Source organism: Holtiella tumoricola, from assembly GCF_027857615.1.
Classification (GTDB): Bacteria; Bacillota; Clostridia; order Lachnospirales; family Cellulosilyticaceae; genus Holtiella; species Holtiella tumoricola.
In genome coordinates this window covers 1-22046 of the sequence record NZ_JAQIFT010000007.1, presented here as the reverse complement: position 1 = coordinate 22046, position 22046 = coordinate 1, and the positions used below count along the sequence as shown (strand labels likewise).

The window sequence follows — 22046 nt, the reverse complement described above, 5'->3', positions numbered from 1 at the left end:
CTGTTCAAATAAGGGTAGCTTATGCCACCCTTTAGTTAATAGTCGCCATAAAGACTTGATCTGCATAAGGGAATGAAGGAAGTGCCGTTGCTACTGCCTTAATCCATTTAGCTACTGGATCAGTTGTTGCATACTGTTCTACAATGATATTTCCGATATTTGTAATATCTATATCACTCTTATTTCTAAGCTCAACTTCTTCTGCTGTAAGTCCGTATAATGTCTCACCCATCATACCATCTGGCATAAGAATAAACATATTATCAGCTAAATAACGTTTAGGTGTATAAATACCTTTGTTATTTTGAATACGGTATTGTGCATCATATGTAGCAATAACTGGTAAATCTTGACTTGCTAATAATTGGTTCAATTCTACAAGTGTTGCCACTTTAGCAGCATTCACCCCAAACATAGCAGTTCTAATCTTCTCATCTTTAAGAATTGCATTCAGTACAGTTCTTGAAGTTAGCGCTCTTGTTGGTGTAAAGCCTGTATCTGCTACAATCTTATCAGTCATTGTATAAATATCACCTAAAATGTCTGGTGTACCTGACTTCCAAGTTTTTGTATCTTTGTGTCCACTTGGTGTACCAAAGTCAATCGTTCCTTTCACACCATTTTCATTAAGTACAATTTTACCTGTACTAAGTGCTTCCATACGCATTGCCTCAACTCTTGTTTTTACAGATGCTACAAGGTTGTCTACATCATTAAAAAGCTTTTTAATAACTTGCTCCTCTTCCTGAGCATTTCTAGGTGCATTAAGAGCAATCAATTCTTTTTCACTTACTTTTATTTTACGTTTAATAAGAGCCAACTCTTCAATTGCTTTAGAAGCACCTTCACGTGATGCAATTTCTGTTTCAGTATCAAAGGCATGAACAGATGCAGCTACTGGCAGGTTACTTGCACCTTTAACCATTTCGATTTCTAATCCTTCAATTTTTCTTTCTGGAAATAAAACATCTCCCATCATAGGAATAGGCTGACGTGTTTTTGTATAGTTAATAAGTTCTTGTGTACTCATAATTTCTTCAATTCTTGGCATTTTATTTCACTCCTTATCTCAATGTAATTTTTGGACATTTTGTTGTTAATGATGTTTTAATTTCTTCCTGTAATGTTCCACTGTTGTCAATAGCCTGTTTTAATCTTGCTTCAATAACATATCCTTCAGCCATAAGTGCCCCTGGTTGTGGACCATGTGTTACATCTACAGTAGAAAAAAGAATACCTATAACTGCCTGACTTGAAACTGTCGACGTTGTAGCAGCTTTTCCATCAGCACCAATAACCGTCCCTGCTAAAACATATTTTCTTCCATTTTCATCTGCTCTAACACCTACATCACTAATGGTAGTTGTAAAATTGATATAATGTTGACTTGCTAAAAACTCTGGTGAGCTTTCATACTCAGTTTGTTTAAAATACATAACTTTTCCTCCTTATTTTACATCCCATGCATTTGCATAAGGATTATTTGTTTGTACTTGATGACCCGCATTTCTTTGTGCTGCTATTGTAGCTGCTAAACTTGTTGTTCCACCGTCTCCACCTACTGGATTATAAAGTGTTTTTGTTTGACCTGTTTTAATTAGAAATGGCTTCTCTTTAGCCCAAGTATCTGTTTGCTCTTTAAGCCCTGTAAACTGTCCATTTTCATACTTAACTTTTTCAAGATCTAACTCTGCTCTAGCTGCTTTTGTACTGTGAACATTTAATTTGATAAGCTCATTCTCCAACGCTAGGTCAAACTCTTTTTGCTGCGCATCTTTGCCCATTGTTTCAATAGTTTTTTCATACTCTTTAATTTTTGTCTGTAGTCCTTCTACATCACGATTATTTTTCTTAAGTTCTGTAATAGTGTTATTAGCTGTGTCAAGTTCTGTCTTTTGGGTTTCATACTGCCTTTTTAGTTTGGTGTAACGTTCATCAATATTTTCCTCGTTACTTAAATAAATCTTCTGTTCCTTCATCCCATTTACTACAGCTGTTATTTGTTCATCTGTATACCCTAAAGACTTTAAAAACTCTTTAAATCTATCCATTTCTTTTCCTCCTACGCTTTTATACGAGTTTTGCTTCTCATAGAGTTATTTATAGATATTCTTTTACGCCTACACCTATAAAAAGGCATATAAAAAGCACCCTATCAAGAGTGCATGTTATTAATTACATAATCTTCAAATATTTGTTTTTGAACACTTAAATTTTTCCAGTATAATATTTCTATCAGCTCTACCAAGCTGAAATATGAAATGAAAGCGAGGTGACTATTATGGCTGGAAATACTGGACAAAATCATCGTGACGGCGCTGTTAAAGGACGTTCACAAACTTACAATCCTAAAACAGATTCATGGGTTAAACGTGATACTTCTACTGGACGTTTTATGGATGGTAAAACATCTAGTAACACTCCATTTAAAGGTGTTCGAAAAGAAAAATAATGTTTACTTATTACTGAGGGCTTATTAGCCCTCCTATTAATTTAGGATTATCTTTTACTAGTGTATATAGTGCATTCCCTAGCTTTGTAACTACCTCTTCTCCTAAGTCAATTCCATACATATTTTCTATTCCATGAAGAATCTCATGTACTACTGTAGCCCTCATCTGATCTTCTGTATTACTTACATTCAATCTAATAAGGCACTTATCATGCAAAATTTCTCCATAGCACTCCATTCCGCCATTCATTAATACATTAGACGACTCAACACATTGTATCCCATATTCTTTCCATCCTATTTTAATTTTCTCTACCACGCTATTCCCTCCTCTCTTATTTTTGAGTATAAAAATAGCACCTACTCATTTTTCTAAGTAAGGCGCTACTACATATTCAATATTTTATTATATACTTCTTCCACCCTTGTTTTAAGTTCTTCTTCATTCAATAGATCTTCTTCATCTTCTTTATATGGATCATAGTCTGCACATATTTCTGGCATTTCATCTAACAAAAGAAGTAGATTCTCATCTTCTAACTCAAGCATTTCATTTGGGAAATCATAAGAGAAGTCATTACAATTATAATTTCCATCTATCAAATCTTTCATCATTTTTAATAGCTTTTCTTTCATAATGTCTCCCATCCTTCCTTTGGTTTGTTCCTAGTTACTATTGACACTATTTCCTTAGTATCTTTATTTTGTATAACAGCTATGTCATTATAAAACTTAACTACTCTTTCATCTCCATCTAAATAGTTAGCTTTTTCACCAAGTACACTTAATAAATCCTCCTTGGTAAATAACTTTTTGCCTTTTCCTGTTTTTTGCCCTAAAAATCTATTAAGTGAGTGATCTGTAAACTCATATCCAGCATTTCTAAAATCATAATAGGTATCTAGCATTTTCTGTCTATAAGTATCTGAATAGGATTCCTTGTTTTTAATTTTAGCTATAGTTTCAAACTCTCTCTTCTTTTGTTCCCATCTATTATCATCAGTATACTTTAAGTTTTGGAACTCATCAAGAGACTTAGGAACTTCTTTACCAATCAATTCCTTATAGTTTTCATACTGTTTCTTATCAGCATGTCTATTTTGATGTTTCTTCTCTGCTAACAGCTCCTTCGGATTACTCTTAACATATTTATCATACCAATCATGATAGGTCATATTCTCTGGCACATAGTAGACCTTACCTTCATGATCTCTAGCTATACGTTTGCCATAGAATTCTTCATCCTCAAAATATGGAACTGTCGTACTTCTACATCTACAATGTAGTGGCGGATAGTTCAACCATACAACCTTTTCACTAAGTTTAAATACCTTACCATCCATATCCCTACAAATAGTAGATGTTCGTGTATCTAGTGTTGCCAAGTATTCATACTCTTTAACACCTGTTTCTTCATATCCTTTAAAGGTTGCTTCTCCTACTATGTATGCATACTCCGTTTGAATAATATTAGCTACTCTACTATAACCCACATTCATCCTCTTATTAAATGCTTTAATGACCTTATCTATACTATCTCCACGAATAAAAGCTTGGGATAAAGCTATTTCTAGTTCATCAAGTAGTAACTCTTTATTATCCCAAACTGTACTACTAAAGTGCCCCCATTTCCATGGTTTTGATATAATCTTTTTCACTGCGTCTTCGTTGAATATAGCAAAGTTTGTACCTATTCCTGTACCCTTCTGAATTTCATAGACTGTTTGATAATATGTATCTGTAAAAGTATCCGTTAGTAACGCTTCTAAGTCAGTATTAAGGTTTCTATATAATACCTCTAATTGTGCCATTATTTGAGCCTCTAAGGCTTTTAGTCTACTTACTCTACTCTTACTATACATACTTTCTATTTGATTTATAAGCTCTTCATCCTGTGCCATTTTTCGATACTCTTCAAAGGATACTTCCCACATCTCTTTTTCAGCATTTGATAGCAGCTTCTTAGCTGTAACCATATTCACACTTTCAGCATTAGCATATCTAGCATAAAACACCTCTAAGTCTCTTCGTATACTTGCTAGTGCTTTTTTATACTGTAGCTCTAGGGATTCGATATAGTCATCTGCTTTTTTATTTTGAGTATCTGCTATATTTTCAAGACGTTTCTTCCAATACTCTCTACTTTTGGGCATCTATATCACCTTCTTGGTCTTGATATGGAACGCCTTTTTGAATATCTTGATTCTCTTCTTCTCTTATATTTTTTAGCTCTGTTTCAACATCCTCTACCCATGGATGATTTTTGATAATTGTTTTTCTACTTACAATACCCACACTATTTTGAGCGATAGTTGCAGTCTCTTCATCATTTTGTATCATGTTACGCGTCCATGTTTGAACAACCTTTTTAGGTGTATAGCCTAAATGTTTACAAATCATTCTAATAAGCTTACCAAATGAGAGTCTAAACTCCGTTTCCATAAGCCCTGCTTTAAGCTCTAGCAAAGTATACAAATACTTGAGAGCCACACCAGATGCATTACCAAACTTCTCCGGATTAGGATCTACACCCTGTCCCTGTACATAGATTTTTTTCTCTGTCATTTCAAGTAGCTTGTTCCTAGCTTCAACAGGAATATCTATCGTTATTGTGCTTAAACCACTCTTATCATCTGTTCCTGAATTTTGCATATCAACCGTTTTATAACGCTTAAGATTGCCAAGGAATTCATCTAAATCAGTGCCACCATAATTAGTAAGCACAAAAATAACTTCTTGTATATCTTCAATATCATTTACAAAACCACTGAAAACTTTATCATATGTATCAATTAAAGCTTTTACATTATCCAGGTCAGATGTTTTTAAATCATTGTTAGAAAACTCAATAAAAGGCACTTCTCCAAAATTATGTGTCAATATATTCACCTGTTCACTGGCTCCTGTATCTGAATTAATCTGTGTAAACATATTATGAGTTGATAAATTGGTTGTAATCCCTTTATCACTTCTAAAAACATAACATTCTTTATCCGTCCAGTATTCATAAACAGTAATATCTTTAGCTTGCTCATCTTTTTTATTATAAACCCTTAGAACAGCTATTAACCTCTTCTCAAGGTCATCTGAATACACTGCAATGATCTGTTTAGAATCAACAACAGCATACTTAAACTCATTGTTTGTATTCTTCCAAACATGAAGCCATGCTGTACCGCCATTACTAGCATTAACACAAAGTGTTTTACTTACTTTAGGATAGCTATCACCTAATATGTCTGTTATAGAACTGTTTGCTTTATCATCTCCCACATCAAAAGTAGGTGGGTATGTAAACATATAAGATGCCTTTTGATTCACTAGAAAGCCATGCCAGTTAAAAGGAATTCTGTTATCTGCATTTCTTAATGGATTTTCTGAAGTATCTGGAACTGAATTATTAGAAGGGCTCTTTTTACGTATAATATCATTGTCATTGCTATAGTAACGCTCTCCTAATTCAATTTTGCTTACGAATTTACTATGTTCACTCATAGCATTATCTATAAGCTTTTTGATTGTAATTATATCCATACCCATCACCTACCTTCCTTTTGGTTTTAATATTCTCATACCTTTATTCCCATTATTAAACTGCTCTGCAACTCCCGTTGTAGCATCTGGAGCATCATCGTGTTTATTTTTACCTTCACGTTGATAACTAACCATAGCTTTATAATATTCTGGCCACCTATCTCTCCAATTTACAGGAAAATAAATATGGTCCATCACCCAAGTGCTATTACTTAAAATACGAGCAGCTTTATTTTTGGATTGATGAAACCATTTAATTTTTGTTTTATTTGATTTAAATATTTCTTTTAATATACGTTCTACTGATCTAGCGAACCCTCGACCGCCATTATTACTTTCTATATCAGATATATTAACACCATGCTCAAACAATCTTCTAGCAGTTTCAGTCTCTGTTACTTCCATAGCATCCTTTGTATAATAAACATCTAATACATAAGCTTCTTTATTGTATACGCCATAGATAATACAACATAAATAATCTGCTCCTGTATCTGCTGTATCTATATACGCTTTTATGCTTTCAAACTGTTCATAAGGTGCTTGTATATATGTCTTAAAGCTAGAATATAAACATCCTTTTAAGTCAATCGGCACCTGCTGGTAGTTAGCACTGGCTATATCTTCTCCCATAGCTGCAACCTTCATTAAGTAAGATTTCTTACTAAGAACTTCCTCACATAGCATTGTGCCATCATCTTGCATAGCCTTCATACTAATATGCTTTGCTTTAATACCTTGCTCTTGAAAGTGACTCAAGGCTCTACCTGCTAAATCACCACTCGCCCATCTTGTCATAATGATGATAATCTTACCACCTTCTTCAAGTCGGCTTAACATTGTATTAGTGAACCAATCCCAATGCTTTTCTAACACTGCTTCATTGTATGCCTCTTCTGCATTTTTAATTAAGTCATCTATAATTAGTAGTGAAGCACCAAATCCTGTTGCAGTTCCTGTTGGTGAAGTAGCCAGGTAGTTGTTATATCCACCCTCTAAAGACCAAAGATTCATGGCTCCATCGCCACGTTTTATTTTTGTAAGTGGAAATATGTCAGAATAAACTGGCTTGTATTTATCAGCCTTTTCTTCTTGTATAGCATTTCTTACATTTTTAGAAAACATAGTTGATAATGTTTCGTTATATGATCCTGTCATTATTTTTGCATTACGATTATTACCAAGTAACCACTCTACAAATAATCCAGCTGTCCTAGACTTTCCATGACGTGGTGGCATGTTTACAATTAAAACCTCATCATCACCATAATAAAATTCCTGTAAATCATTACAAAACTCTACAAGATACTTTCTCGTAGATTTATAGAAATCAGGTGCTTTTAAATTGCAATAAAAAAAGAACTTGCGCTTAGCTAGTTCTATTTTAGCCCCTAATGCTATCAAATTAGTATCTATATTTTGCACATGAATTTACCTCCCTCCATAAGTAAATGTTGCATTGGAACTAGGCATTATATATTTTAGCCCCCTATTAGAATAGAAATATATATTTTTTAATATAAAAGAATCTGAATAAAGTATTTCATTATAAGCTCTATATAAAGATTTAAGTTCAGTTAATGGATCATATATAACAACAATAATATCTAGGATTTTCTTATTAAATATAAAATCTAATTATTTATCATGAAGTATCTAGAAGAATGAATATAACCTTCTAATTTTAACTAGCCTTCTTTAGATTGTGATAAAAATATAGGAGCTGCACTTAATATAAAGAGAATACAAGGTAATATACGTCCTAGTAAAACGCTATAATCATAATGCCTAAAGAAATATATAGCAAGAAATATTGGAACATATGTAAAAACAAGTTGAATAATCTTTTTAAAATCTATCTTCATAAGAATCTCCTCAAAGATGTATTTATATTAAGTATACAAAGATATATAGTAAAAATAAATACACTGAAATGATATATTTTAAAAAAATCAATATATTTTATAATAATACAACACATTAAAAGTAGTGGAATTATGGTAGATAGAGTTTTAATGAGTGATTTTAACATAATACTTCATTTTTTAGCATTAATGTACTTTTTATTGTATTTTTGAAATCTTAATAAGTTCTTCTTCACTTAGATTAGCATATGGGTTATTTACATTTATATCACCATCAATCTTCATCTTATCATTCCACATTCCTAAATGCCTTCCCAATAATTCAAGCGCCCTAACCTTATCACATGTAGTAACTTCTATACCATTCTTACCCATCTTAATACCAGCAATAGCTTTTCGTTTCTCTTCCGGTAGCTTATCGGTTAATTCCATTTCAACAGTCTTATAGTATATAGGTTCAAGTGTACTAGGATTAACAATAGGATTACCTGCATCATCAAATAATTGTTTCTCTACTACCTTTGCAAAGTCAGAGCCATTTGCAAAAGCAATTTGTGCGAGCTCTGATAAAACCTTGTCTTGCGTGATTTCTGTACGCTTTTCCCTGTCCTTCATGCGTTTCTCAACATATGCTTTAATGTTAGCATTTGTTAGTAATTTACTACTACTTGCTCTAGCTGCATCATCACTCTTAACATTCTTATAAACTGCTTTATATGCTCTAGTGGCATTGAGATCAATAAGATACTCATCCACAAAAGCTTTTTGTTTATTGGTCATCAACGCCACCTTCCTTCTAATAATTTGTTAGAATCAACTCACCATAGGCTTTCCTAGCCTTCTGCTCCTTAGCTATTGAATAAGCTACTTGTACTTCTTCAATTTTGAAGTCTTTGTACCATTCTCTTACTTTAGGATGATTATTAATTGTCATCATAAATTTACCTTTTATCTGACATAATGTATCTCTTAATAACAGATGCTCCTCTTCTCCAAACACACTCCCATAACCTGCAGTTTCAAAATATGGTGGGTCACAAAAGAAAAAGCTATGAGGTCTATCATATCTTTTGATAATATCCTCAAAGCTTTTGTTTTCTACATATGTATTTCTTAATCTATTTTTTATATCTTCCAGTACACCTTTATAGAAAATTTGAGGTGATGGTATTTTATTAGTACCATACCCGTATGTACTTCCTTTTCCTGCAAAACTTTGTGAAATAAGGTATAAAAAACGCACTGCTCTTTGAATCTCTGTAAGATACTCAACTGTACAGTGCTTATATTCTTCAAACATATCTCTACCCGAGAAATTATATTGAAGCATTCTTTCAATCTCTGGTGCATGGTGTTTGATCATACGGAACATATTTATAAGTTCTTTATCTATGTCATTGATTACTTCAACCTTACTCGGTTCTTTACCAAAATACACCCATCCAGCTCCAAAGAATGGTTCTATGTAACAAGTATGCTCTGGTATTCTTTCTAAAATAGTTTTTCTTAATTTTGATTTTCCACCCATACGTGGAATTGGTGGTTTTAACACTTTTTATTTCCTCCATAAACAGATTTATTTGGGTTAATACACAATGTACACACCTGTTTAGTGAAAATAAAAAAGCATCATAGACCACAAATTCTGCGGGCAATGATGCTTATCCTTCAACTTATGAAGGGCGATTTACCATTTGTGCCATCTAAGACACAATATGATTATACCATAGTTTAGTCAACAATGTGCGACATAAATGCGACATCGTTTTTTAATGATAATTTTTCCATTTCCTGTAAATACTTATAGATAGGTAACTCATTATTATACTGCTCTTCATATAATATACCTGCCATTTTTCTTAAGCCTTTATTGGCTAATCTTTGACATTGCCGTTTGCTATAAGGTATACATGTTTCTATTTCACTCCATGCTTTCCCTTTTATGTATCTCATAGTAATAATTTCTCTTTGAATGTTGTCTATCTGTTCCAAGGCATAATCTACATTCTTTATCCCTCTAATAAGTTCATGTAACTCTTTTCTTTCACCAACTTCATGTATTACTACACTTTCTACACTGGAATGTATTTGATTAGTTGGTGTAGAAGGTCGAATTGATGTATAATTTATAGACTTTACATCATAGTTCATGTGAGGAGTATTCATTATCTTAGCCGCTCTTGCTTTCATAAAATTATAGCTCTCTAATATAGTAATAATCTTTTCTATAGGCTTACTTTCCACTTCAACACCTCCTAAAAATCAATTTTTATTAATTGAATCTCTTTTTAGTTCTTTCCAGTTGATTCTCTACATCTTCACGCATTTGCTCAAAACGTTCTTTCTGCATGTCATAGTCGAGTCTGCATCCATCATAAAGCCTACTCCTGTAACTTTTATCCCTCATATCTCCATGCATATATCCCATCCCACAATGTGCTTCTATACCTGTTTCATTGTGGCACCTATAATTTCTCTCACTATAAAACCTACATTCTCCACATATTCTTGGTTTTTCCATTTCAACTACAACTTTCATATTCTCACTCCTTAACTTCAACAAAAACTAATTTTATTGAATCACTCTAGCCGTTTTCCTATCTCGTAAATTACTGGAACGCTAACTCCATTGCCAGCTTGTTTATATAACTGGCTATCACTACATACACTTGCTGCTTTATCAAAGTCATCGTCATTCCAACCTTGTAATCTCCAGCACTCTTTAGGTGTCAACCGTCTTATTCTATAATCATTCAACATAACCCCATGCCGGTCCTGTGCAGTTAGTGTAAACATAGGCTCACCATCTTCTTTAAATCTACGCCCATTCTGTCGTTTTTCTACCCTATCTGGTGTAAGTACAGGTCTTACAAGTATCTTTTGCCCTTCGCCCTTATTTGTAGTTAATGTTGGCGCTAACCCTTGTGAATCATATACTTGTCCATTCATACCTTTTCCACTAGGATGTACATTCCCTACAATATACAACCCTGTTTTAGCTCCTTGTCCACCGCCCTCACTTTTAAGCGTTCTAGCTATTCCATCAGAACTATAAACTCTTTGTGCATCACTTCCTGGTACTACTTGTTCAAGATTTTTTCCATTGCTTCCTGTGATAGGAAATACTTTTCGTCCACTTGTTCCTCTAAGATGTCCAACAATGAACACTCTTTCCCTGTTTTGTGGTAATCCAAAGTTTTTAGTATTGAGAAGTTGCCATTCTGCATCGTACCCGATTTCATCCAACTCAATGAGAAGTTTAAGGAAGTCTGTTCCTCCATTAACACTAAATAGGTTTTTAACGTTCTCAATAAATAGGTACTTGGGTCTATTTTCTTCTTGCGTGTCTCTAATAAGCCTTGTAACTGTGAAAAACAAACTCGAACGCTTTCCATCGAATCCAAGTTGTTTTCCGGCAACACTGATGTCTTGGCATGGGAATCCAAAGCACCACACGTCTGCTCTAGGAAGCTCACTTGCCCTGACATCTCTAATGTCTCTGCCAAACCATTCACCCTCTTCAATATCATGTATAACTTCATAACTTGCATTTGCGTATTTATCCCATTCACAATGTCCAAGACACTTATGCCCTGCCATTTCCATCCCTCTTCTAAATCCTCCGATACCAGCGAAGAAATCTAAAAATGTTAGCATATCTTTATTTAGGAGATCACTCTGAGTTTTATCCGGCCGGAACTCTCTCTCCCTTCATTTATTCAAAAAACTATTTTATTTTGTATACTTTTAACACTTTTTCCATATTATATCTTTAAATAATTTATTAGAGGTATACCAATGAAAAAAAACCTGAAAAAATATACGCTATTAATATTATCATTCTCTATATTATTTAATTTACATGTATTGGCTAATTCAACTTTAACTTCTAAACAAGAATCTGAAATAAATGCCTATACTACAGAATTAGACCTAATCCAAAAAAACATATATACACTTGCCCAAACCACTGTATTTTCCAACACCAACGATCTTTCTATATTTCAAAATACACTGTCTAGACTTGAAAAGTCTCTTGACATAATTTCTGATAATATCTCTTCCTCTCTAGATAATCTAACTCATGATACCGTTTTTTACAGAGATTTATTATTACTTACAAATGCTGTTAACTATATTAAAGCTTCACTATATGAATTAAACTTGATTACTACACAAAGTTCATCCTCAGAGAAATTAACAACCTTACAACGCTTCTTTAATTTTAGAGTATATGCTAATAATTCTCTTCGCTTTCTTAATTCTCTCCAATCAGATAAATAGCTTCTAAAACTTTTAATTTTCTCTTATAAACGGTTTTATAATATAAATGGTGCTAGGCTTTTATCTAGTACCTTTTACTTTTTTATAAATCGTAGTTTTTAGCATAATCAATGAATTATTTTATTTATTAAAATACGGTGCATCTAGCCACTCACACCAATCATCTTCATAATTATTGTTTCCATTTTCATTCCATTCAGTATCTTGGATTGCATTAAAGATAAATGATGCTAATTCTTCATTTGTCATCTTCCGTATTCTATCTCCATTTGTCATTTTATTTCCCTCCAAGAATTATTTTATCGTGCCAAAGTACAATATTTTTGTATAACTCGTTCTGCTTGCTGCCATACTAGCCAATTTACATCTTTATACGTTTCAGCGTTGGCTATCTTCTCCCATACACTTCTATCAATTTCTGACATGCTTTCATATGATCTATCTATATTATTCTGCCTAACGGCAATTAGTTGATGTTTCTGCCACCTTTTCAACTGCTGATTAAGTTCTTTTTCTTCTTGCTCTGTATATGTCATTGCCTCACTCCTTATTGAATAAAAAAATTATTTTATTAACTCAAAATACCCATCTAAAGTATCTTTATTTATTGCCATACGACCATACTTTTCGTTATCAATTTGAGTAAGATTATATTCATCCCATTTTTCAGCATAGTCTACAAGTTCCCAAGTTGAACCTTTTGTTATGTGGCATTGCTTATTTTCAACCTCAAAACCATCATCATCTATTAGTTGTATTTCAAATCCTTCGATACATTTATAAACCATAGGTCACTTCCCCTCATTTGATAAAACTTAGATTTTAGATATGGTAAGGACACGAATGTCCCTACCAGTCCCTTGTAGATCTCATTGCAAAATCTTCATACATTTCATCTTCACACTTTTCGCAATAGCAATCATAGTAATATTCTTCTTCCACTGTTAGACTTTTACCGCATCTATCACACCTGCAAACCTCTCGGTCTATAACCTTATCAATCAATTTCAAGATCTTGTATTTCATCTTCATACAAATCATCCCACCCTCGCATTTGTGCATATGCTCTGATAAGTGATTCAAAGTAGAATGTAACCTCTTTGCCACTCATATTGCACATGGACATGCTTACATGTATCTCCTCTTCATCTTGTTCTGTAGAAACTACCATACCTTTATCAAGTACCTTTTCTGTGCCATCTTTATACTTAATAATTACTTGCTCTATATCACTTGATCCCATTTAGTTCTCATCCTTTCAAAAATTATTTTTATCTAACCCTATTGAATAAGCACTATTGTACATTCAAATACATATCCTATTAGTAGGTATTGACCCTCTCTTAATATTGGAACAAGTATAAGAAATATTTTCTATCTTATTCTTGTTCCTTTTATGCTTTCTTTAATCAAAAGTTACTTTTATTCTTCTATAATCTTAATTCCATACTCTTCAGCACATAGGTATTCAATTTTACAACCTCTTGCTTTATCCCAGCCCTCTACAAAATAAGCAACATCCGCAGTTGCTAAATAATCTAATGATCTAGCTAAGTACTGTAATGGTTTCGCACATGGTCCAAAGTCATCAAAGAATGTTTCTAATACTTCTACATCCTCACCCATAACGACTTTCGCTTGCTCAATAGCTACATTTCTTTCCATTTAAATCTGTTCATCACTCTTTCCGGCCATTGGTTGTGATATAAATATTTTCTTCATTTACTTTATCATCCTTTTTATAAAAATTTACTTTGTTGCTCTTGCCTGTGCCAAGCGTTGTCTCATTTCTTCTTTTTGTTGCTCTGTGTACTCCCTCACCTTTGCATTTGCATTTCTAAACGAAATTTTATTGATAGGAATAGAAAATTCACAAGCAACTATGTTGTCCCCTTCCTTTTCTACCTTAAAAGGTTCATATCCCTGTTTTATTAATTTATTAATCATTTTTCTTTGCCTTGTGTAAACGTTCCACACTTCTGTTGCATCATCTGTTTGTATTACTGTTTCTCTTTCTTCCGCGCTATATGCCATAACATCATCCTTCTAACTTTTACTTGATAAATAAGAAGGGGTTCTTAACCCCTTACTTATTAAGCTAAAATATTTACTGACTTAATGTCTTTCAACTCTTTTTGTAGATATTCTTTAATCTTTAAGATTGCTTCATTTTTCCAAGCTCCACCATCTGCTTCATACAACGCTGCACTTGGACCACTCTTCATTCTAAACACAAACTTACTTAATGGTTGCTCTACTTCACTAAATGTTCTATATGGAGCTAACTGTACTGGATTTGGTACTACTACCTCTTGAACTGTTGCTATCCCTGTTTTGATTGTCGCTGCTTGACTTACCCCATCATCTCCAACTTCTTTTATAGCTTCCTCTCTCACTAACCCAGTAACTTGTAACAGCATCTTTTTGTAATCAATACACTGCTCACCTACTTCTACTGGGCAATTAACAAACCCTGCTTGTATCATAATGTTAAATCGCTCTGTATCTAAAAATGTATCAAACCTAAGATTATCTGGTGTAATCGCTGTTGCCTCTAAGTAGTGCTCTCTGTTTCTATCTCCATTAAGTGGTGACATCACTTTTACTTTTGTAGGTGTTTTAACATTAATAACTACTGGACCTAGGTTATCAATATTTTCTTTAATGTAATCTACTACTGCAGTCAATGTATGTACTTCTACTGCATCTGCAACTGGCTCTACAATTCTTGCTAAACGCTCTGGTGTATATTGTCCACCATTCTTTGCTTCAATCACTACCTGCTCTTTACCTAAACCTACTAAATATTCCACCGTTTCTCTATTCATCATTTTATTTTCCTCCTAAGAATTATTATTTGACTAATTGTAATCCTGGTTCTAATTGTTCTTCTCTACTGTCAATTACTTCACCAGTATCTGTATTAACTTTTATAGCTTGTTGACCTGGTATTTGTTTCTTAAATTCCGTACCAAGAATCTCACCGTCTAAATCCCTATCAATAAGAATCTTGGTGCCTACAGAACTTCTTGGAGCTAATGAAACTTTTGTATCAATCGTAACTTCTGTCAAATCTCTATCTTCTTTTGTTTCAAAGGTAAGATTGATAGTTAACTTTCTTTTCTTTTTCCAATCAGTATTAGGATCAGCAATATTCTCCATTACCTCTTTTAGGGCTTGATTAAATCTTTCTTGTACTGCTCCTCCAGCTAGATTATCTAGCTTTAACATTTGTTTCATTTTCGATATTCTCCTTTCAAATGCATGTCATGGTAAGTTACAGCTACTGCCATTGCAGCCCATATATCTGCTTTAAATCCATAAAAGAAATCTGGCTCCTTCTTTGTCCCCTTACCATTTTTCAAATCATATTTCGCAAATCTATCTATCAATGCTTGTCTTATATTCGCATCTTTAGCTTTCATACTATTGCAAAGTGTAATCTTCTCATCTTTTCTAAAGATGTATGTATAGGGTATGTCTAAATCATCAAGCACTTGCACTATACGTCCTATCATTACGCAAGTATCAAATACTTCCTTTCCTACAGCCATGCCATAGCAAGATACCATTTCAATAGCAGCATGAAGTTGTTCGCCATAAATCTCTGCAGATTCATAAATCTTTTCAAGTAGCTTACCATTTTCTACTTTTCCCTTATCATTAACAACTAGATTATCATATGTAAGGACATAGGCTGATTGAATATTGCCTGGATCAATTGCAAGTATCATCCTAGCATCCTCCTCCAAAACGGCTGTTTTGTTCCCAACTTTTCTTTCAATGCTTCATTTTTTACTTTTAAGTCTCTTATTGCTCCATCCAATGCAAAGGCTATGTCTTTGTATAACATTGCTGTGTGTCGATACTCTTCGCGCTCTGCCTGTAATCGTTTAATCTTTTTAGCCTGCTCCTTCACCTTTTGTCTATTGCTTAAGTTCTTTGGTGTTGTTTTCTTTCGTTTATTCATGTTAATCCTCCATCAGCTCTTTACTCTAATATATCTTTGGCTTTTAACTTATTAATTGTTTAAAACATCTTTGATTGTCTGCTGCCTTTTTAATTCTTCTTGAAGTGCCTATTACTTCAAGTGGTTGACAAGCCTCTACAATCCTATCAAAACTTCTTGCTACTCCATCTGAGCCTGTAAGCTTCTCCTTAAGCTGTTGTACATTTAAATTTGTTGTAATAATCATAGGTTTTTTAGCACGTATTCTAGCATCAAGTATGGAGTAAATAATTTGTTTTTCCTTTCCACTCCTGCCACTATGCTCTGCACCTAAGTCATCTAAAATCAATAAACTTGCTTCCTGTATGAGATTAATAATTTCTAATTCACCTAACTCACCATTTCTCCCATAACCTTCATAAATCTTATTGATGATATTGATACTACTTGTTGCAATAACTGGTACAAACTGATCTATTAAGTAGTTTGCAATGCAAAAACTTAAATACGATTTTCCTGTGCCCGGTACGCCATGCAATAACATTCCTTGATTTTTTTCTTTAGCTTGTTTCCAGTTCTCACAGTATTTTAGTCCTATATTATAAAGCCACTCACTTTCTTTTGTGTGTTCCCAGTTCTCAAAGGTGCACTTTCTAAATCCCTCATCCATCAATGAGCATACTTTTAACTTCTCAATTTTACGCAAGCGTTCTTGGTTTGCTTCATCTGCTAATTTTTTCTTATATGCTTCTGCTCTACATTTACAGTTAGTGGCTACCTTTCTAGGCACACCATTAAAAGTAATAACATGTTCTATAGGTGTCCCACAGTTACTGCAGATCTTGCATTGTAAGTCCAAGCCCGCTGTATGGATCATTACTTTCTGCTGTATGATGTTTGCTATTTCCTCCATTATCACTCACTCCTTCATGATAATTTTCATCCAGGTAATCTACATAACCACTATTAAAAAACGTACTGCCATTTTGTGGTTTTCTCCATGTCTCTTTTTGAAGTCCTGACTCATAACGTTCTATGCAACGTATCAGTTGTTCATATCCATACTTCTCTATAAGCTTAGGAATTTTTTTAATAGCTGCAGCTTTACCTTTCTTAAGTGGGTATCTAGCCCACACAGTGTCAGCTTGCTGCACTATATGTTTTTTATTCTCTTTTTCTTTATCTTTCTCTATCTCTTTCTCTGTGTAACAAGTGCGAACATCTTGTAACAACGGTGTAACTTCGTTACAGGAAATCGTAACTTTGTTACATTTTCCTGATCTCATTTTTCTCATTCTTTCTGCTGCATCAGATTCACTGCCTATTATTTCTGGCACTTTATTTAATAAATATTCATTTTCATCCAATTGCTCTATAAGGTTATTGGATTTCAGATACATAATTGTTAATCTTACATTTTCTACTTCTTCATCTAGCTCTAGTCCTAATTGTTCTTCAAGGCTGTCCTCTGTTTCTTCATACTCAATTATTCCACCATTTCTAATGCTAAGAAGTTGCATTTTCAAATAGATAATAGTCAATGTATCTCCACCTGCAACTCTTCTTAACTTCTTAATCTCCTTTTGCCTAAAGAAATCATCTTTTAGTTTTAACCAAAAAAATCTCTTAGCCATATTGTCACCTCTATGTATTTCTTCTTGACCACATTAAATATTCATTTGCCTGTTTCCATATCAGCCTGCTACTTTCATGCACTAACTGCATCTGACGATAGCGTTGATACGCCCAATCTTTAAACGCTGTTACTACAAAGTCCCTGTCGCTTGCATCTTTTATCTTGCGTGCAGTGGCCTGTATTTCAGACCACCTTTGCGCAAGCATTAGACTATCTTTCATAAGGCTATAGGCCTCTTCTACATTTTCGCTATTAAGCTCAAGGTACCGTTTAAACACTTCATTGTACTGCCTGCAATCCTCTGGAAGTATTTCTTGAAAATCCGATTTAATCTTAGCCATCTGCATCATCTAGAATGGTAAATCATCATCTTCTTGGTTCAATGGATTTACCTGTGGTTGAGATTGTGACTGTGCTTGTGATTGATTATTTTGTGGATTAGCTAGTGCACTAGCAATAATTTGACATCCTTGCTTTATAATGGCATCTTTTGTATTATCTCTAAGCCAATCGAAATACTTCTTGTCCACTTCTAAAATCTCTTTAAGGTTTTGTCCCTTGTATTTACCAAAGTTAACTTTAAGAGCATATGCTTGTTCTAATGTCATATTTTCAGCAGCTACTTGCTGTTCTTGTTGTAAAAATTCTTTCATATCTTCTAAGTCTTGTGTAAACACATCACTTAATGAAGCTACTTGAAGTACTGCATCAATGAAGGCCCTTTTCTTAGCCATCTTTAATATGGTATTGGCCAAATCACAAACATTAGGGTTAGGAATTTTATACTTGTGTCTGCCGTACTTATCTGTAACATTCTCAACTGTTGTAGGGTCTACACCATCTGGAAGTGTATCAACATTTACCCAGCGATACTTTTTCTCGTAAGAATTACAACTTCCAACCCCTTGAGCTACGTTCATATCAAGTTTTTTGAGTGTGCATTTGATGTTATAAGCAAAAAATCCTTTTTGATAATCCTCTATTTTATCTAGAAAGTCATACTCTGGATTAATACCCATCATCATACAAATTTTTTCTCCACCAGGCTTAAGCAAAGTAGGCTTATTTGTTCCTGGAATAATACCATAATCATGTTCTTGTTTAAGTGCTTGTTGTACAATTGATTGAAAGGTACCTATCTTTTGCATGGTTTGGGTTACTGCTTGTATATCTAAGCTATCAATCAAACTTAATTGAGATTGATGTTGTATCATTATTTCGTTCATTTGTGCTCCTCCTTAATAAAGCTTGTCTGCTAATCGTTCCAGCATCTCTTTTACTTCATCTATTAACTCAATCCCTCTTACTTCTTCAAGCTTCTCTTCAATTTGACTTACTGCTGTTTCAATATCTGTAATTCTATCTTCGTAATCAGCTTCTTCTATGTAATACTTGTCCTGATCTACTTCATAACCATACACTTTGTCTATATTTCTAAATTCGCTTCTCATTTAATCACCAACTTCCCTGGTACTTCTATAACACCTAATCCGTCTATTTCTACAACTTCTCCAGTATCATTGAAAATAATTGTGCCATCACCTGTAATTGTTAACATGGATTTGAACTTAGCCCAATCAAACTCTTGCTTAATTCTTACAAACTCTGTTAGATTGTTCTCTAATGCCCATTGAAGAAGTTTATTCATATCCTTATCAAAATCCTTATATGCCTTATTAAGAATTACATCCCCACAAAGAAGATTTACTTTGTAGCGTGCTTTTGTTTCTGATCTCGGTACTTCATCCATTAACACTATAAGCTCTTCATCAATTTGTCTTATTCGAACATCGTCGCATACATCTTTATCTTCTGCCTGTTCCGTTTTTCTTCTAAACAATTCATCTAAAATAGCTTTACGTTCAGCTTTTCTAGCAACACGTTCCATCCTTTCCTCATAAAGTTCCTCCATACGAGCCTTTTTTTGTATTGTTTCTAAATCTAATTCGATTTCTTTTTTCTTTGCCATATGTATACCTCCTAAAATGGTGTCCCGTTTTCTCTCCAAGACTTAACTTCTTTCCATAGTTCTATGTGTTTTTCTAATAAATTTTTATCCGTAATCCCTTCTTCAAAGAGCTCCTTATACACTAATAACACTTTGTTTTCCTTAATAACTCTTTCTATTTGTAAATCATACCTTTTATGTATCAGCTCTAATAATTCATCAACTTCTAATTTTTTTATTTCTGCATACTCAGCCATTTACAACCACCTCTCTTTGTGGTATTGTGAATTTGATAATTTTTGTGTGTGCATCACTTACGTTTGCCGACGTTGTGATGCTTTTTTCTTGCCTTGTAAACCATAGCTATACCTCTTTATAAATATTTCTTTTTCGCTTACCGCATCTACTAACTATTACCATCTTTTCTGGAGTATCTCTTTCAACTAACCAATCACTTGAATTTAGTCGTCTAGATTCAATAAGCTTCTTTTGTTTTACTGTTGGGCTTTTACCATGTTTCATTGTCTATTCCTCCTTACTCTGCATAAAGCAGTTCATCAGTTACTTGCTCCTCATACTTCCATATAAAACCTATAGTTGGTATATTTTGTTCCAGTCCTCGCTTAATCGTATTCCTAGCTGTGAAATTTGCATCAACTGCAGCTTCTATAGAACGATACTCTGCAAGTATTTCTCCTGTTTCTTTATCCATTTGCACTATTGGTTTTCTTTGAGCTGGTGTTGCTTGTATCTCAACCAATTTATTTCTTGTGATAACTCCTAAGTTTTCTACACGATTATCATATTTATTACCATTTTTATGATAAACAACATGTCCCTTCGGCACTTCTCCAACAAATAGTTCAAATACCTTTTCATGAGCTCTACATGACTTTCCTTCATTTCCTATACGAATCTTAATCATATAACTGGACTTTTTAGTATTATGGGGAACTCTATAAATAATCTTTCCTGTACGTGGTGTTTTAGAACGATATCTACCATAACTACTTACTTGCCATCTGCTATTAGGTATATCCCGCCAAACTTCATTAGGTATAACTTCTTTGGCTAATAGTTTACGATATACACTAATTGGTGTATCCACATCCAATATGTAACAATTAAGACTTTTTAACTTCCACCCTTTTACTTTAGAATCTTTTAAAGATTCAACAGTTCTTCCAGTCATACCTGCTAATAATTTATAGGTCACAATCTTTCTTTCTGCAGTAACTGGATCAAAAAGAATAAATTGCTTCGCCACTTTAATCCCTCCTGTGCGAATCTTCATACTTAATAACTTTTACTGTGCGAATGCCCAACTAACTGGCAGATACTTCTATCTTGCATAATAAAAATCTAGCATCTTTCTAATTCTTCTATACATTGATAATTCTTGTTTTCTCGAAAGTTCACTGCTATTTTCACGATCTATATAGCGACTTAAAGCATGCTTCAACATGTTAAGTTCGCTTACGCTTACTTCCAATACTGCTTTTACTGAACCAATCTCTAGGGCTTCATTCTCACTATTTAAATAGCTCATGCATTCTTCATAGCTACTAAAATGCCCTACACAAGCATCTCCTGTTGTATTATCCATAGCTATATATTGGCTACCTTCTTTAATGATAAATTTCCCTAATGGACTTCTATCCTGTTCAATTTTTCTAGCTTCATCCATAGTAATCATCTTGATATTACTTAAACTACTTGCATAATTATTAATCGCTTGCATGTCTTGTCCTCCTTTTTAAGCTTCATATATTCAGCTTTGATAGCCTCTACTGCCTCTATAAATTCATCACAAAAAGCAATTTCATCTTCTAAAAAATAAGGATGTCCTCTGTGTTCTTTGACCTGCTCAATAACTTGTACCAACAAAGAATTCACACCTCTATCAATCCTTTTATTGCCTGCATCAATAAGTTTCCATATGCCTGCTTTTATTTGTTCACACATGCATAATACAAGGTCATGTGCAAGATTAATTTTTCTATTTTTCGGTACTTCCAATAAAACTTTTGCTTTAATAATGCCTATAAGTTGGTCAATACGTTGTACAACTAAATCTTCTGCTGTATTCATGCTACATCCTCCTCAACTTCTACTCTTTCTAATAACAATGCTTCTATACGTTCTAATCTCTTCTCGTTATTCATGGCCATCTTGTCAAAATGTTTCATTTGCCCTTTAAGGCATATGTAAGTTGTTATTGTTCCTGCAATGAAACCAAACACATATTCAAACATTTATGTACCTCCTTTAAACGATGTGGTTCATAGCTTGTCCATTTTTGCTTTCTGTTCTTTACAGTTGACTTCATAGGCTCAGTTCTAAGTTCAATATCATCAACTGGTATGATTAATGTTGTT

The 22046-nt window shown here is 33.7% G+C and carries 39 protein-coding genes; 2 read left to right on the top strand and 37 right to left on the bottom strand.

Annotation, left to right across the window (positions count from 1 at the left end; all coding sequences use genetic code 11):
• Window positions 1-31 precede the first annotated feature (31 nt).
• From PBV87_RS00860 to PBV87_RS00850, 3 genes are read right to left on the bottom strand one after another with little or no spacing between them, the layout of a single operon-like run.
• On the bottom strand, window positions 32-1051 hold the full coding sequence (locus PBV87_RS00860) for a major capsid protein (protein ID WP_271010804.1): 1020 nt from the start codon (window positions 1049-1051) through the stop codon (window positions 32-34).
• Window positions 1052-1064: 13 nt separating this feature from the next.
• On the bottom strand, window positions 1065-1436 hold the full coding sequence (locus tag PBV87_RS00855; RefSeq protein ID WP_271010803.1) for a hypothetical protein: 372 nt from the start codon (window positions 1434-1436) through the stop codon (window positions 1065-1067).
• A gap of 12 nt (window positions 1437-1448) precedes the next feature.
• Window positions 1449-2051 carry a phage scaffolding protein gene (locus tag PBV87_RS00850; RefSeq protein WP_271010802.1) on the bottom strand — a complete coding sequence of 201 codons (603 nt, stop codon included), beginning with the start codon at window positions 2049-2051 and terminating at the stop codon, window positions 1449-1451.
• A gap of 230 nt (window positions 2052-2281) precedes the next feature.
• Between PBV87_RS00850 and PBV87_RS00845 the strand changes: the two genes are divergently transcribed.
• Window positions 2282-2452 (top strand): hypothetical protein, encoded by a 171-nt coding sequence (locus PBV87_RS00845; protein ID WP_271010801.1) that lies wholly within the window; start codon window positions 2282-2284, stop codon window positions 2450-2452.
• 10 nt (window positions 2453-2462) lie between these two features.
• Here PBV87_RS00845 and PBV87_RS00840 read toward each other — a convergent pair whose 3' ends face one another.
• From PBV87_RS00840 to PBV87_RS00790, 11 genes are all read right to left on the bottom strand, one after another.
• Window positions 2463-2771 (bottom strand): hypothetical protein, encoded by a 309-nt coding sequence (locus PBV87_RS00840; protein WP_271010800.1) that lies wholly within the window; start codon window positions 2769-2771, stop codon window positions 2463-2465.
• 68 nt (window positions 2772-2839) lie between these two features.
• Window positions 2840-3088, bottom strand: a complete 249-nt coding sequence (locus PBV87_RS00835) for a hypothetical protein (protein WP_271010799.1) — start codon at window positions 3086-3088, stop codon at window positions 2840-2842.
• Complete coding sequence (locus tag PBV87_RS00830) at window positions 3085-4605, bottom strand: minor capsid protein (protein WP_271010798.1); 1521 nt, start codon at window positions 4603-4605, stop codon at window positions 3085-3087. The genes PBV87_RS00835 and PBV87_RS00830 overlap by 4 nt, the downstream gene beginning before the upstream one ends.
• Complete coding sequence (locus PBV87_RS00825) at window positions 4592-5992, bottom strand: phage portal protein (RefSeq protein WP_271010797.1); 1401 nt, start codon at window positions 5990-5992, stop codon at window positions 4592-4594. Before PBV87_RS00825 ends, PBV87_RS00830 begins: the two co-directional genes overlap by 14 nt.
• Window positions 5993-5995: 3 nt before the next feature.
• Window positions 5996-7411: a phage terminase large subunit gene (gene terL / locus PBV87_RS00820; RefSeq protein ID WP_330680309.1), complete on the bottom strand. Its 1416-nt coding sequence runs from the start codon at window positions 7409-7411 to the stop codon at window positions 5996-5998.
• Between the two features lie 263 nt (window positions 7412-7674).
• The gene (locus tag PBV87_RS00815; RefSeq protein WP_271010796.1) at window positions 7675-7851 is read right to left on the bottom strand and encodes a hypothetical protein; all 177 of its coding nucleotides are present in this window, start codon (window positions 7849-7851) and stop codon (window positions 7675-7677) included.
• Between the two features lie 198 nt (window positions 7852-8049).
• On the bottom strand, window positions 8050-8631 hold the full coding sequence (locus tag PBV87_RS00810; RefSeq protein ID WP_271010795.1) for a terminase small subunit: 582 nt from the start codon (window positions 8629-8631) through the stop codon (window positions 8050-8052).
• A 16-nt stretch (window positions 8632-8647) separates the two neighbouring features.
• Window positions 8648-9403, bottom strand: coding sequence for a DNA adenine methylase (locus tag PBV87_RS00805; protein WP_271010794.1), 756 nt, complete (start codon window positions 9401-9403; stop codon window positions 8648-8650).
• Window positions 9404-9582: 179 nt separating this feature from the next.
• Window positions 9583-10095, bottom strand: coding sequence for an ArpU family phage packaging/lysis transcriptional regulator (locus tag PBV87_RS00800; protein ID WP_271010793.1), 513 nt, complete (start codon window positions 10093-10095; stop codon window positions 9583-9585).
• Between the two features lie 28 nt (window positions 10096-10123).
• Window positions 10124-10390, bottom strand: a complete 267-nt coding sequence (locus PBV87_RS00795) for a hypothetical protein (RefSeq protein ID WP_271010792.1) — start codon at window positions 10388-10390, stop codon at window positions 10124-10126.
• 41 nt (window positions 10391-10431) lie between these two features.
• Window positions 10432-11508 (bottom strand): DNA cytosine methyltransferase, encoded by a 1077-nt coding sequence (locus PBV87_RS00790; protein ID WP_271010791.1) that lies wholly within the window; start codon window positions 11506-11508, stop codon window positions 10432-10434.
• Between the two features lie 141 nt (window positions 11509-11649).
• Here PBV87_RS00790 and PBV87_RS00785 point away from each other — a divergent pair, with 141 nt between their 5' ends.
• A complete protein-coding gene (locus PBV87_RS00785) occupies window positions 11650-12135 on the top strand; it encodes a hypothetical protein (protein ID WP_271010790.1) in 486 nt (161 codons plus the stop codon).
• A 120-nt stretch (window positions 12136-12255) separates the two neighbouring features.
• On the opposite strand, the gene PBV87_RS00780 is transcribed toward PBV87_RS00785, so the two are convergent.
• From PBV87_RS00780 to PBV87_RS00670, 23 genes are all read right to left on the bottom strand, one after another.
• Window positions 12256-12411: a hypothetical protein gene (locus tag PBV87_RS00780; RefSeq protein ID WP_271010789.1), complete on the bottom strand. Its 156-nt coding sequence runs from the start codon at window positions 12409-12411 to the stop codon at window positions 12256-12258.
• Between the two features lie 23 nt (window positions 12412-12434).
• Complete coding sequence (locus PBV87_RS00775; protein ID WP_271010788.1) at window positions 12435-12671, bottom strand: hypothetical protein; 237 nt, start codon at window positions 12669-12671, stop codon at window positions 12435-12437.
• Between the two features lie 27 nt (window positions 12672-12698).
• Window positions 12699-12923 carry a hypothetical protein gene (locus tag PBV87_RS00770; protein WP_271010787.1) on the bottom strand — a complete coding sequence of 75 codons (225 nt, stop codon included), beginning with the start codon at window positions 12921-12923 and terminating at the stop codon, window positions 12699-12701.
• A gap of 61 nt (window positions 12924-12984) precedes the next feature.
• Window positions 12985-13161, bottom strand: coding sequence for a hypothetical protein (locus tag PBV87_RS00765; protein WP_271010786.1), 177 nt, complete (start codon window positions 13159-13161; stop codon window positions 12985-12987).
• Window positions 13133-13378 (bottom strand): hypothetical protein, encoded by a 246-nt coding sequence (locus tag PBV87_RS00760; RefSeq protein WP_271010785.1) that lies wholly within the window; start codon window positions 13376-13378, stop codon window positions 13133-13135. Before PBV87_RS00760 ends, PBV87_RS00765 begins: the two co-directional genes overlap by 29 nt.
• Window positions 13379-13557: 179 nt before the next feature.
• Window positions 13558-13800: a DUF4406 domain-containing protein gene (locus PBV87_RS00755; protein ID WP_271010784.1), complete on the bottom strand. Its 243-nt coding sequence runs from the start codon at window positions 13798-13800 to the stop codon at window positions 13558-13560.
• An 84-nt stretch (window positions 13801-13884) separates the two neighbouring features.
• Window positions 13885-14169, bottom strand: a complete 285-nt coding sequence (locus PBV87_RS00750) for a hypothetical protein (protein ID WP_271010783.1) — start codon at window positions 14167-14169, stop codon at window positions 13885-13887.
• Between the two features lie 59 nt (window positions 14170-14228).
• A complete protein-coding gene (locus PBV87_RS00745) occupies window positions 14229-14966 on the bottom strand; it encodes a hypothetical protein (protein WP_271010782.1) in 738 nt (245 codons plus the stop codon).
• 22 nt (window positions 14967-14988) lie between these two features.
• The gene (locus PBV87_RS00740) at window positions 14989-15375 is read right to left on the bottom strand and encodes a replication terminator protein (protein ID WP_271010781.1); all 387 of its coding nucleotides are present in this window, start codon (window positions 15373-15375) and stop codon (window positions 14989-14991) included.
• The gene (locus tag PBV87_RS00735) at window positions 15372-15869 is read right to left on the bottom strand and encodes a hypothetical protein (RefSeq protein WP_271010780.1); all 498 of its coding nucleotides are present in this window, start codon (window positions 15867-15869) and stop codon (window positions 15372-15374) included. The genes PBV87_RS00740 and PBV87_RS00735 overlap by 4 nt, the downstream gene beginning before the upstream one ends.
• A complete protein-coding gene (locus tag PBV87_RS00730) occupies window positions 15866-16105 on the bottom strand; it encodes a hypothetical protein (RefSeq protein ID WP_053985022.1) in 240 nt (79 codons plus the stop codon). Before PBV87_RS00730 ends, PBV87_RS00735 begins: the two co-directional genes overlap by 4 nt.
• A 43-nt stretch (window positions 16106-16148) precedes the next feature.
• Window positions 16149-16997 carry an ATP-binding protein gene (locus PBV87_RS00725; RefSeq protein WP_271010779.1) on the bottom strand — a complete coding sequence of 283 codons (849 nt, stop codon included), beginning with the start codon at window positions 16995-16997 and terminating at the stop codon, window positions 16149-16151.
• The gene (locus PBV87_RS00720) at window positions 16915-17718 is read right to left on the bottom strand and encodes a phage replisome organizer N-terminal domain-containing protein (protein ID WP_271010778.1); all 804 of its coding nucleotides are present in this window, start codon (window positions 17716-17718) and stop codon (window positions 16915-16917) included. The genes PBV87_RS00725 and PBV87_RS00720 overlap by 83 nt, the downstream gene beginning before the upstream one ends.
• A gap of 10 nt (window positions 17719-17728) precedes the next feature.
• A complete protein-coding gene (locus tag PBV87_RS00715; RefSeq protein ID WP_271010777.1) occupies window positions 17729-18067 on the bottom strand; it encodes a hypothetical protein in 339 nt (112 codons plus the stop codon).
• 3 nt (window positions 18068-18070) lie between these two features.
• Window positions 18071-18946, bottom strand: a complete 876-nt coding sequence (locus PBV87_RS00710; RefSeq protein WP_271010776.1) for an exodeoxyribonuclease X C-terminal domain-containing protein — start codon at window positions 18944-18946, stop codon at window positions 18071-18073.
• 12 nt (window positions 18947-18958) lie between these two features.
• A complete protein-coding gene (locus PBV87_RS00705; protein ID WP_271010775.1) occupies window positions 18959-19171 on the bottom strand; it encodes a hypothetical protein in 213 nt (70 codons plus the stop codon).
• Window positions 19168-19689 carry a host-nuclease inhibitor Gam family protein gene (locus tag PBV87_RS00700; protein ID WP_271010774.1) on the bottom strand — a complete coding sequence of 174 codons (522 nt, stop codon included), beginning with the start codon at window positions 19687-19689 and terminating at the stop codon, window positions 19168-19170. Before PBV87_RS00700 ends, PBV87_RS00705 begins: the two co-directional genes overlap by 4 nt.
• A gap of 11 nt (window positions 19690-19700) precedes the next feature.
• Complete coding sequence (locus PBV87_RS00695; protein ID WP_053985029.1) at window positions 19701-19925, bottom strand: hypothetical protein; 225 nt, start codon at window positions 19923-19925, stop codon at window positions 19701-19703.
• 106 nt (window positions 19926-20031) lie between these two features.
• The gene (locus tag PBV87_RS00690) at window positions 20032-20190 is read right to left on the bottom strand and encodes a DUF6906 family protein (RefSeq protein ID WP_271010773.1); all 159 of its coding nucleotides are present in this window, start codon (window positions 20188-20190) and stop codon (window positions 20032-20034) included.
• A gap of 13 nt (window positions 20191-20203) precedes the next feature.
• On the bottom strand, window positions 20204-20935 hold the full coding sequence (locus PBV87_RS22810) for an HNH endonuclease signature motif containing protein (protein WP_271010772.1): 732 nt from the start codon (window positions 20933-20935) through the stop codon (window positions 20204-20206).
• A 75-nt stretch (window positions 20936-21010) separates the two neighbouring features.
• On the bottom strand, window positions 21011-21409 hold the full coding sequence (locus PBV87_RS00680) for a hypothetical protein (RefSeq protein WP_271010771.1): 399 nt from the start codon (window positions 21407-21409) through the stop codon (window positions 21011-21013).
• Window positions 21376-21759, bottom strand: coding sequence for a hypothetical protein (locus tag PBV87_RS00675; protein WP_271010770.1), 384 nt, complete (start codon window positions 21757-21759; stop codon window positions 21376-21378). Before PBV87_RS00675 ends, PBV87_RS00680 begins: the two co-directional genes overlap by 34 nt.
• Window positions 21756-21923: a hypothetical protein gene (locus tag PBV87_RS00670; protein ID WP_271010769.1), complete on the bottom strand. Its 168-nt coding sequence runs from the start codon at window positions 21921-21923 to the stop codon at window positions 21756-21758. The genes PBV87_RS00675 and PBV87_RS00670 overlap by 4 nt, the downstream gene beginning before the upstream one ends.
• Window positions 21924-22046 lie beyond the last annotated feature (123 nt).

Bases quoted from the DNA above. Each gene is read 5' to 3' on its own strand.
- PBV87_RS00845 (WP_271010801.1), top strand. From the start codon at position 2,282: ATGGCTGGAAATACTGGACAAAATCATCGTGACGGCGCTGTTAAAGGA.
- PBV87_RS00745 (WP_271010782.1), bottom strand. From the start codon at position 14,966: ATGATGAATAGAGAAACGGTGGAATATTTAGTAGGTTTAGGTAAAGAG.
- PBV87_RS00815 (WP_271010796.1), bottom strand. From the start codon at position 7,851: ATGAAGATAGATTTTAAAAAGATTATTCAACTTGTTTTTACATATGTT.
- PBV87_RS00690 (WP_271010773.1), bottom strand. From the start codon at position 20,190: ATGAAACATGGTAAAAGCCCAACAGTAAAACAAAAGAAGCTTATTGAA.
- PBV87_RS00730 (WP_053985022.1), bottom strand. From the start codon at position 16,105: ATGAATAAACGAAAGAAAACAACACCAAAGAACTTAAGCAATAGACAA.
- PBV87_RS00710 (WP_271010776.1), bottom strand. From the start codon at position 18,946: ATGAACGAAATAATGATACAACATCAATCTCAATTAAGTTTGATTGAT.
- PBV87_RS00810 (WP_271010795.1), bottom strand. From the start codon at position 8,631: ATGACCAATAAACAAAAAGCTTTTGTGGATGAGTATCTTATTGATCTC.
- PBV87_RS00735 (WP_271010780.1), bottom strand. From the start codon at position 15,869: ATGATACTTGCAATTGATCCAGGCAATATTCAATCAGCCTATGTCCTT.
- PBV87_RS00740 (WP_271010781.1), bottom strand. From the start codon at position 15,375: ATGAAACAAATGTTAAAGCTAGATAATCTAGCTGGAGGAGCAGTACAA.
- PBV87_RS00860 (WP_271010804.1), bottom strand. From the start codon at position 1,051: ATGCCAAGAATTGAAGAAATTATGAGTACACAAGAACTTATTAACTAT.
- PBV87_RS00750 (WP_271010783.1), bottom strand. From the start codon at position 14,169: ATGGCATATAGCGCGGAAGAAAGAGAAACAGTAATACAAACAGATGAT.
- PBV87_RS00670 (WP_271010769.1), bottom strand. From the start codon at position 21,923: ATGTTTGAATATGTGTTTGGTTTCATTGCAGGAACAATAACAACTTAC.
- PBV87_RS00695 (WP_053985029.1), bottom strand. From the start codon at position 19,925: ATGGCTGAGTATGCAGAAATAAAAAAATTAGAAGTTGATGAATTATTA.
- PBV87_RS00725 (WP_271010779.1), bottom strand. From the start codon at position 16,997: ATGGAGGAAATAGCAAACATCATACAGCAGAAAGTAATGATCCATACA.
- PBV87_RS00825 (WP_271010797.1), bottom strand. From the start codon at position 5,992: ATGGGTATGGATATAATTACAATCAAAAAGCTTATAGATAATGCTATG.
- PBV87_RS00755 (WP_271010784.1), bottom strand. From the start codon at position 13,800: ATGGAAAGAAATGTAGCTATTGAGCAAGCGAAAGTCGTTATGGGTGAG.
- PBV87_RS00780 (WP_271010789.1), bottom strand. From the start codon at position 12,411: ATGACAAATGGAGATAGAATACGGAAGATGACAAATGAAGAATTAGCA.
- PBV87_RS00830 (WP_271010798.1), bottom strand. From the start codon at position 4,605: ATGCCCAAAAGTAGAGAGTATTGGAAGAAACGTCTTGAAAATATAGCA.
- PBV87_RS00705 (WP_271010775.1), bottom strand. From the start codon at position 19,171: ATGAGAAGCGAATTTAGAAATATAGACAAAGTGTATGGTTATGAAGTA.
- PBV87_RS00675 (WP_271010770.1), bottom strand. From the start codon at position 21,759: ATGAATACAGCAGAAGATTTAGTTGTACAACGTATTGACCAACTTATA.
- PBV87_RS00795 (WP_271010792.1), bottom strand. From the start codon at position 10,390: ATGAAAGTTGTAGTTGAAATGGAAAAACCAAGAATATGTGGAGAATGT.
- PBV87_RS00765 (WP_271010786.1), bottom strand. From the start codon at position 13,161: ATGAAATACAAGATCTTGAAATTGATTGATAAGGTTATAGACCGAGAG.
- PBV87_RS00785 (WP_271010790.1), top strand. From the start codon at position 11,650: ATGAAAAAAAACCTGAAAAAATATACGCTATTAATATTATCATTCTCT.
- PBV87_RS00715 (WP_271010777.1), bottom strand. From the start codon at position 18,067: ATGCAGATGGCTAAGATTAAATCGGATTTTCAAGAAATACTTCCAGAG.
- PBV87_RS00770 (WP_271010787.1), bottom strand. From the start codon at position 12,923: ATGGTTTATAAATGTATCGAAGGATTTGAAATACAACTAATAGATGAT.
- PBV87_RS00680 (WP_271010771.1), bottom strand. From the start codon at position 21,409: ATGCAAGCGATTAATAATTATGCAAGTAGTTTAAGTAATATCAAGATG.
- PBV87_RS00790 (WP_271010791.1), bottom strand. From the start codon at position 11,508: ATGCTAACATTTTTAGATTTCTTCGCTGGTATCGGAGGATTTAGAAGA.
- PBV87_RS00700 (WP_271010774.1), bottom strand. From the start codon at position 19,689: ATGGCAAAGAAAAAAGAAATCGAATTAGATTTAGAAACAATACAAAAA.
- PBV87_RS00855 (WP_271010803.1), bottom strand. From the start codon at position 1,436: ATGTATTTTAAACAAACTGAGTATGAAAGCTCACCAGAGTTTTTAGCA.
- PBV87_RS00775 (WP_271010788.1), bottom strand. From the start codon at position 12,671: ATGACATATACAGAGCAAGAAGAAAAAGAACTTAATCAGCAGTTGAAA.
- PBV87_RS00850 (WP_271010802.1), bottom strand. From the start codon at position 2,051: ATGGATAGATTTAAAGAGTTTTTAAAGTCTTTAGGGTATACAGATGAA.
- PBV87_RS00835 (WP_271010799.1), bottom strand. From the start codon at position 3,088: ATGAAAGAAAAGCTATTAAAAATGATGAAAGATTTGATAGATGGAAAT.
- PBV87_RS00720 (WP_271010778.1), bottom strand. From the start codon at position 17,718: ATGGCTAAGAGATTTTTTTGGTTAAAACTAAAAGATGATTTCTTTAGG.
- PBV87_RS00760 (WP_271010785.1), bottom strand. From the start codon at position 13,378: ATGGGATCAAGTGATATAGAGCAAGTAATTATTAAGTATAAAGATGGC.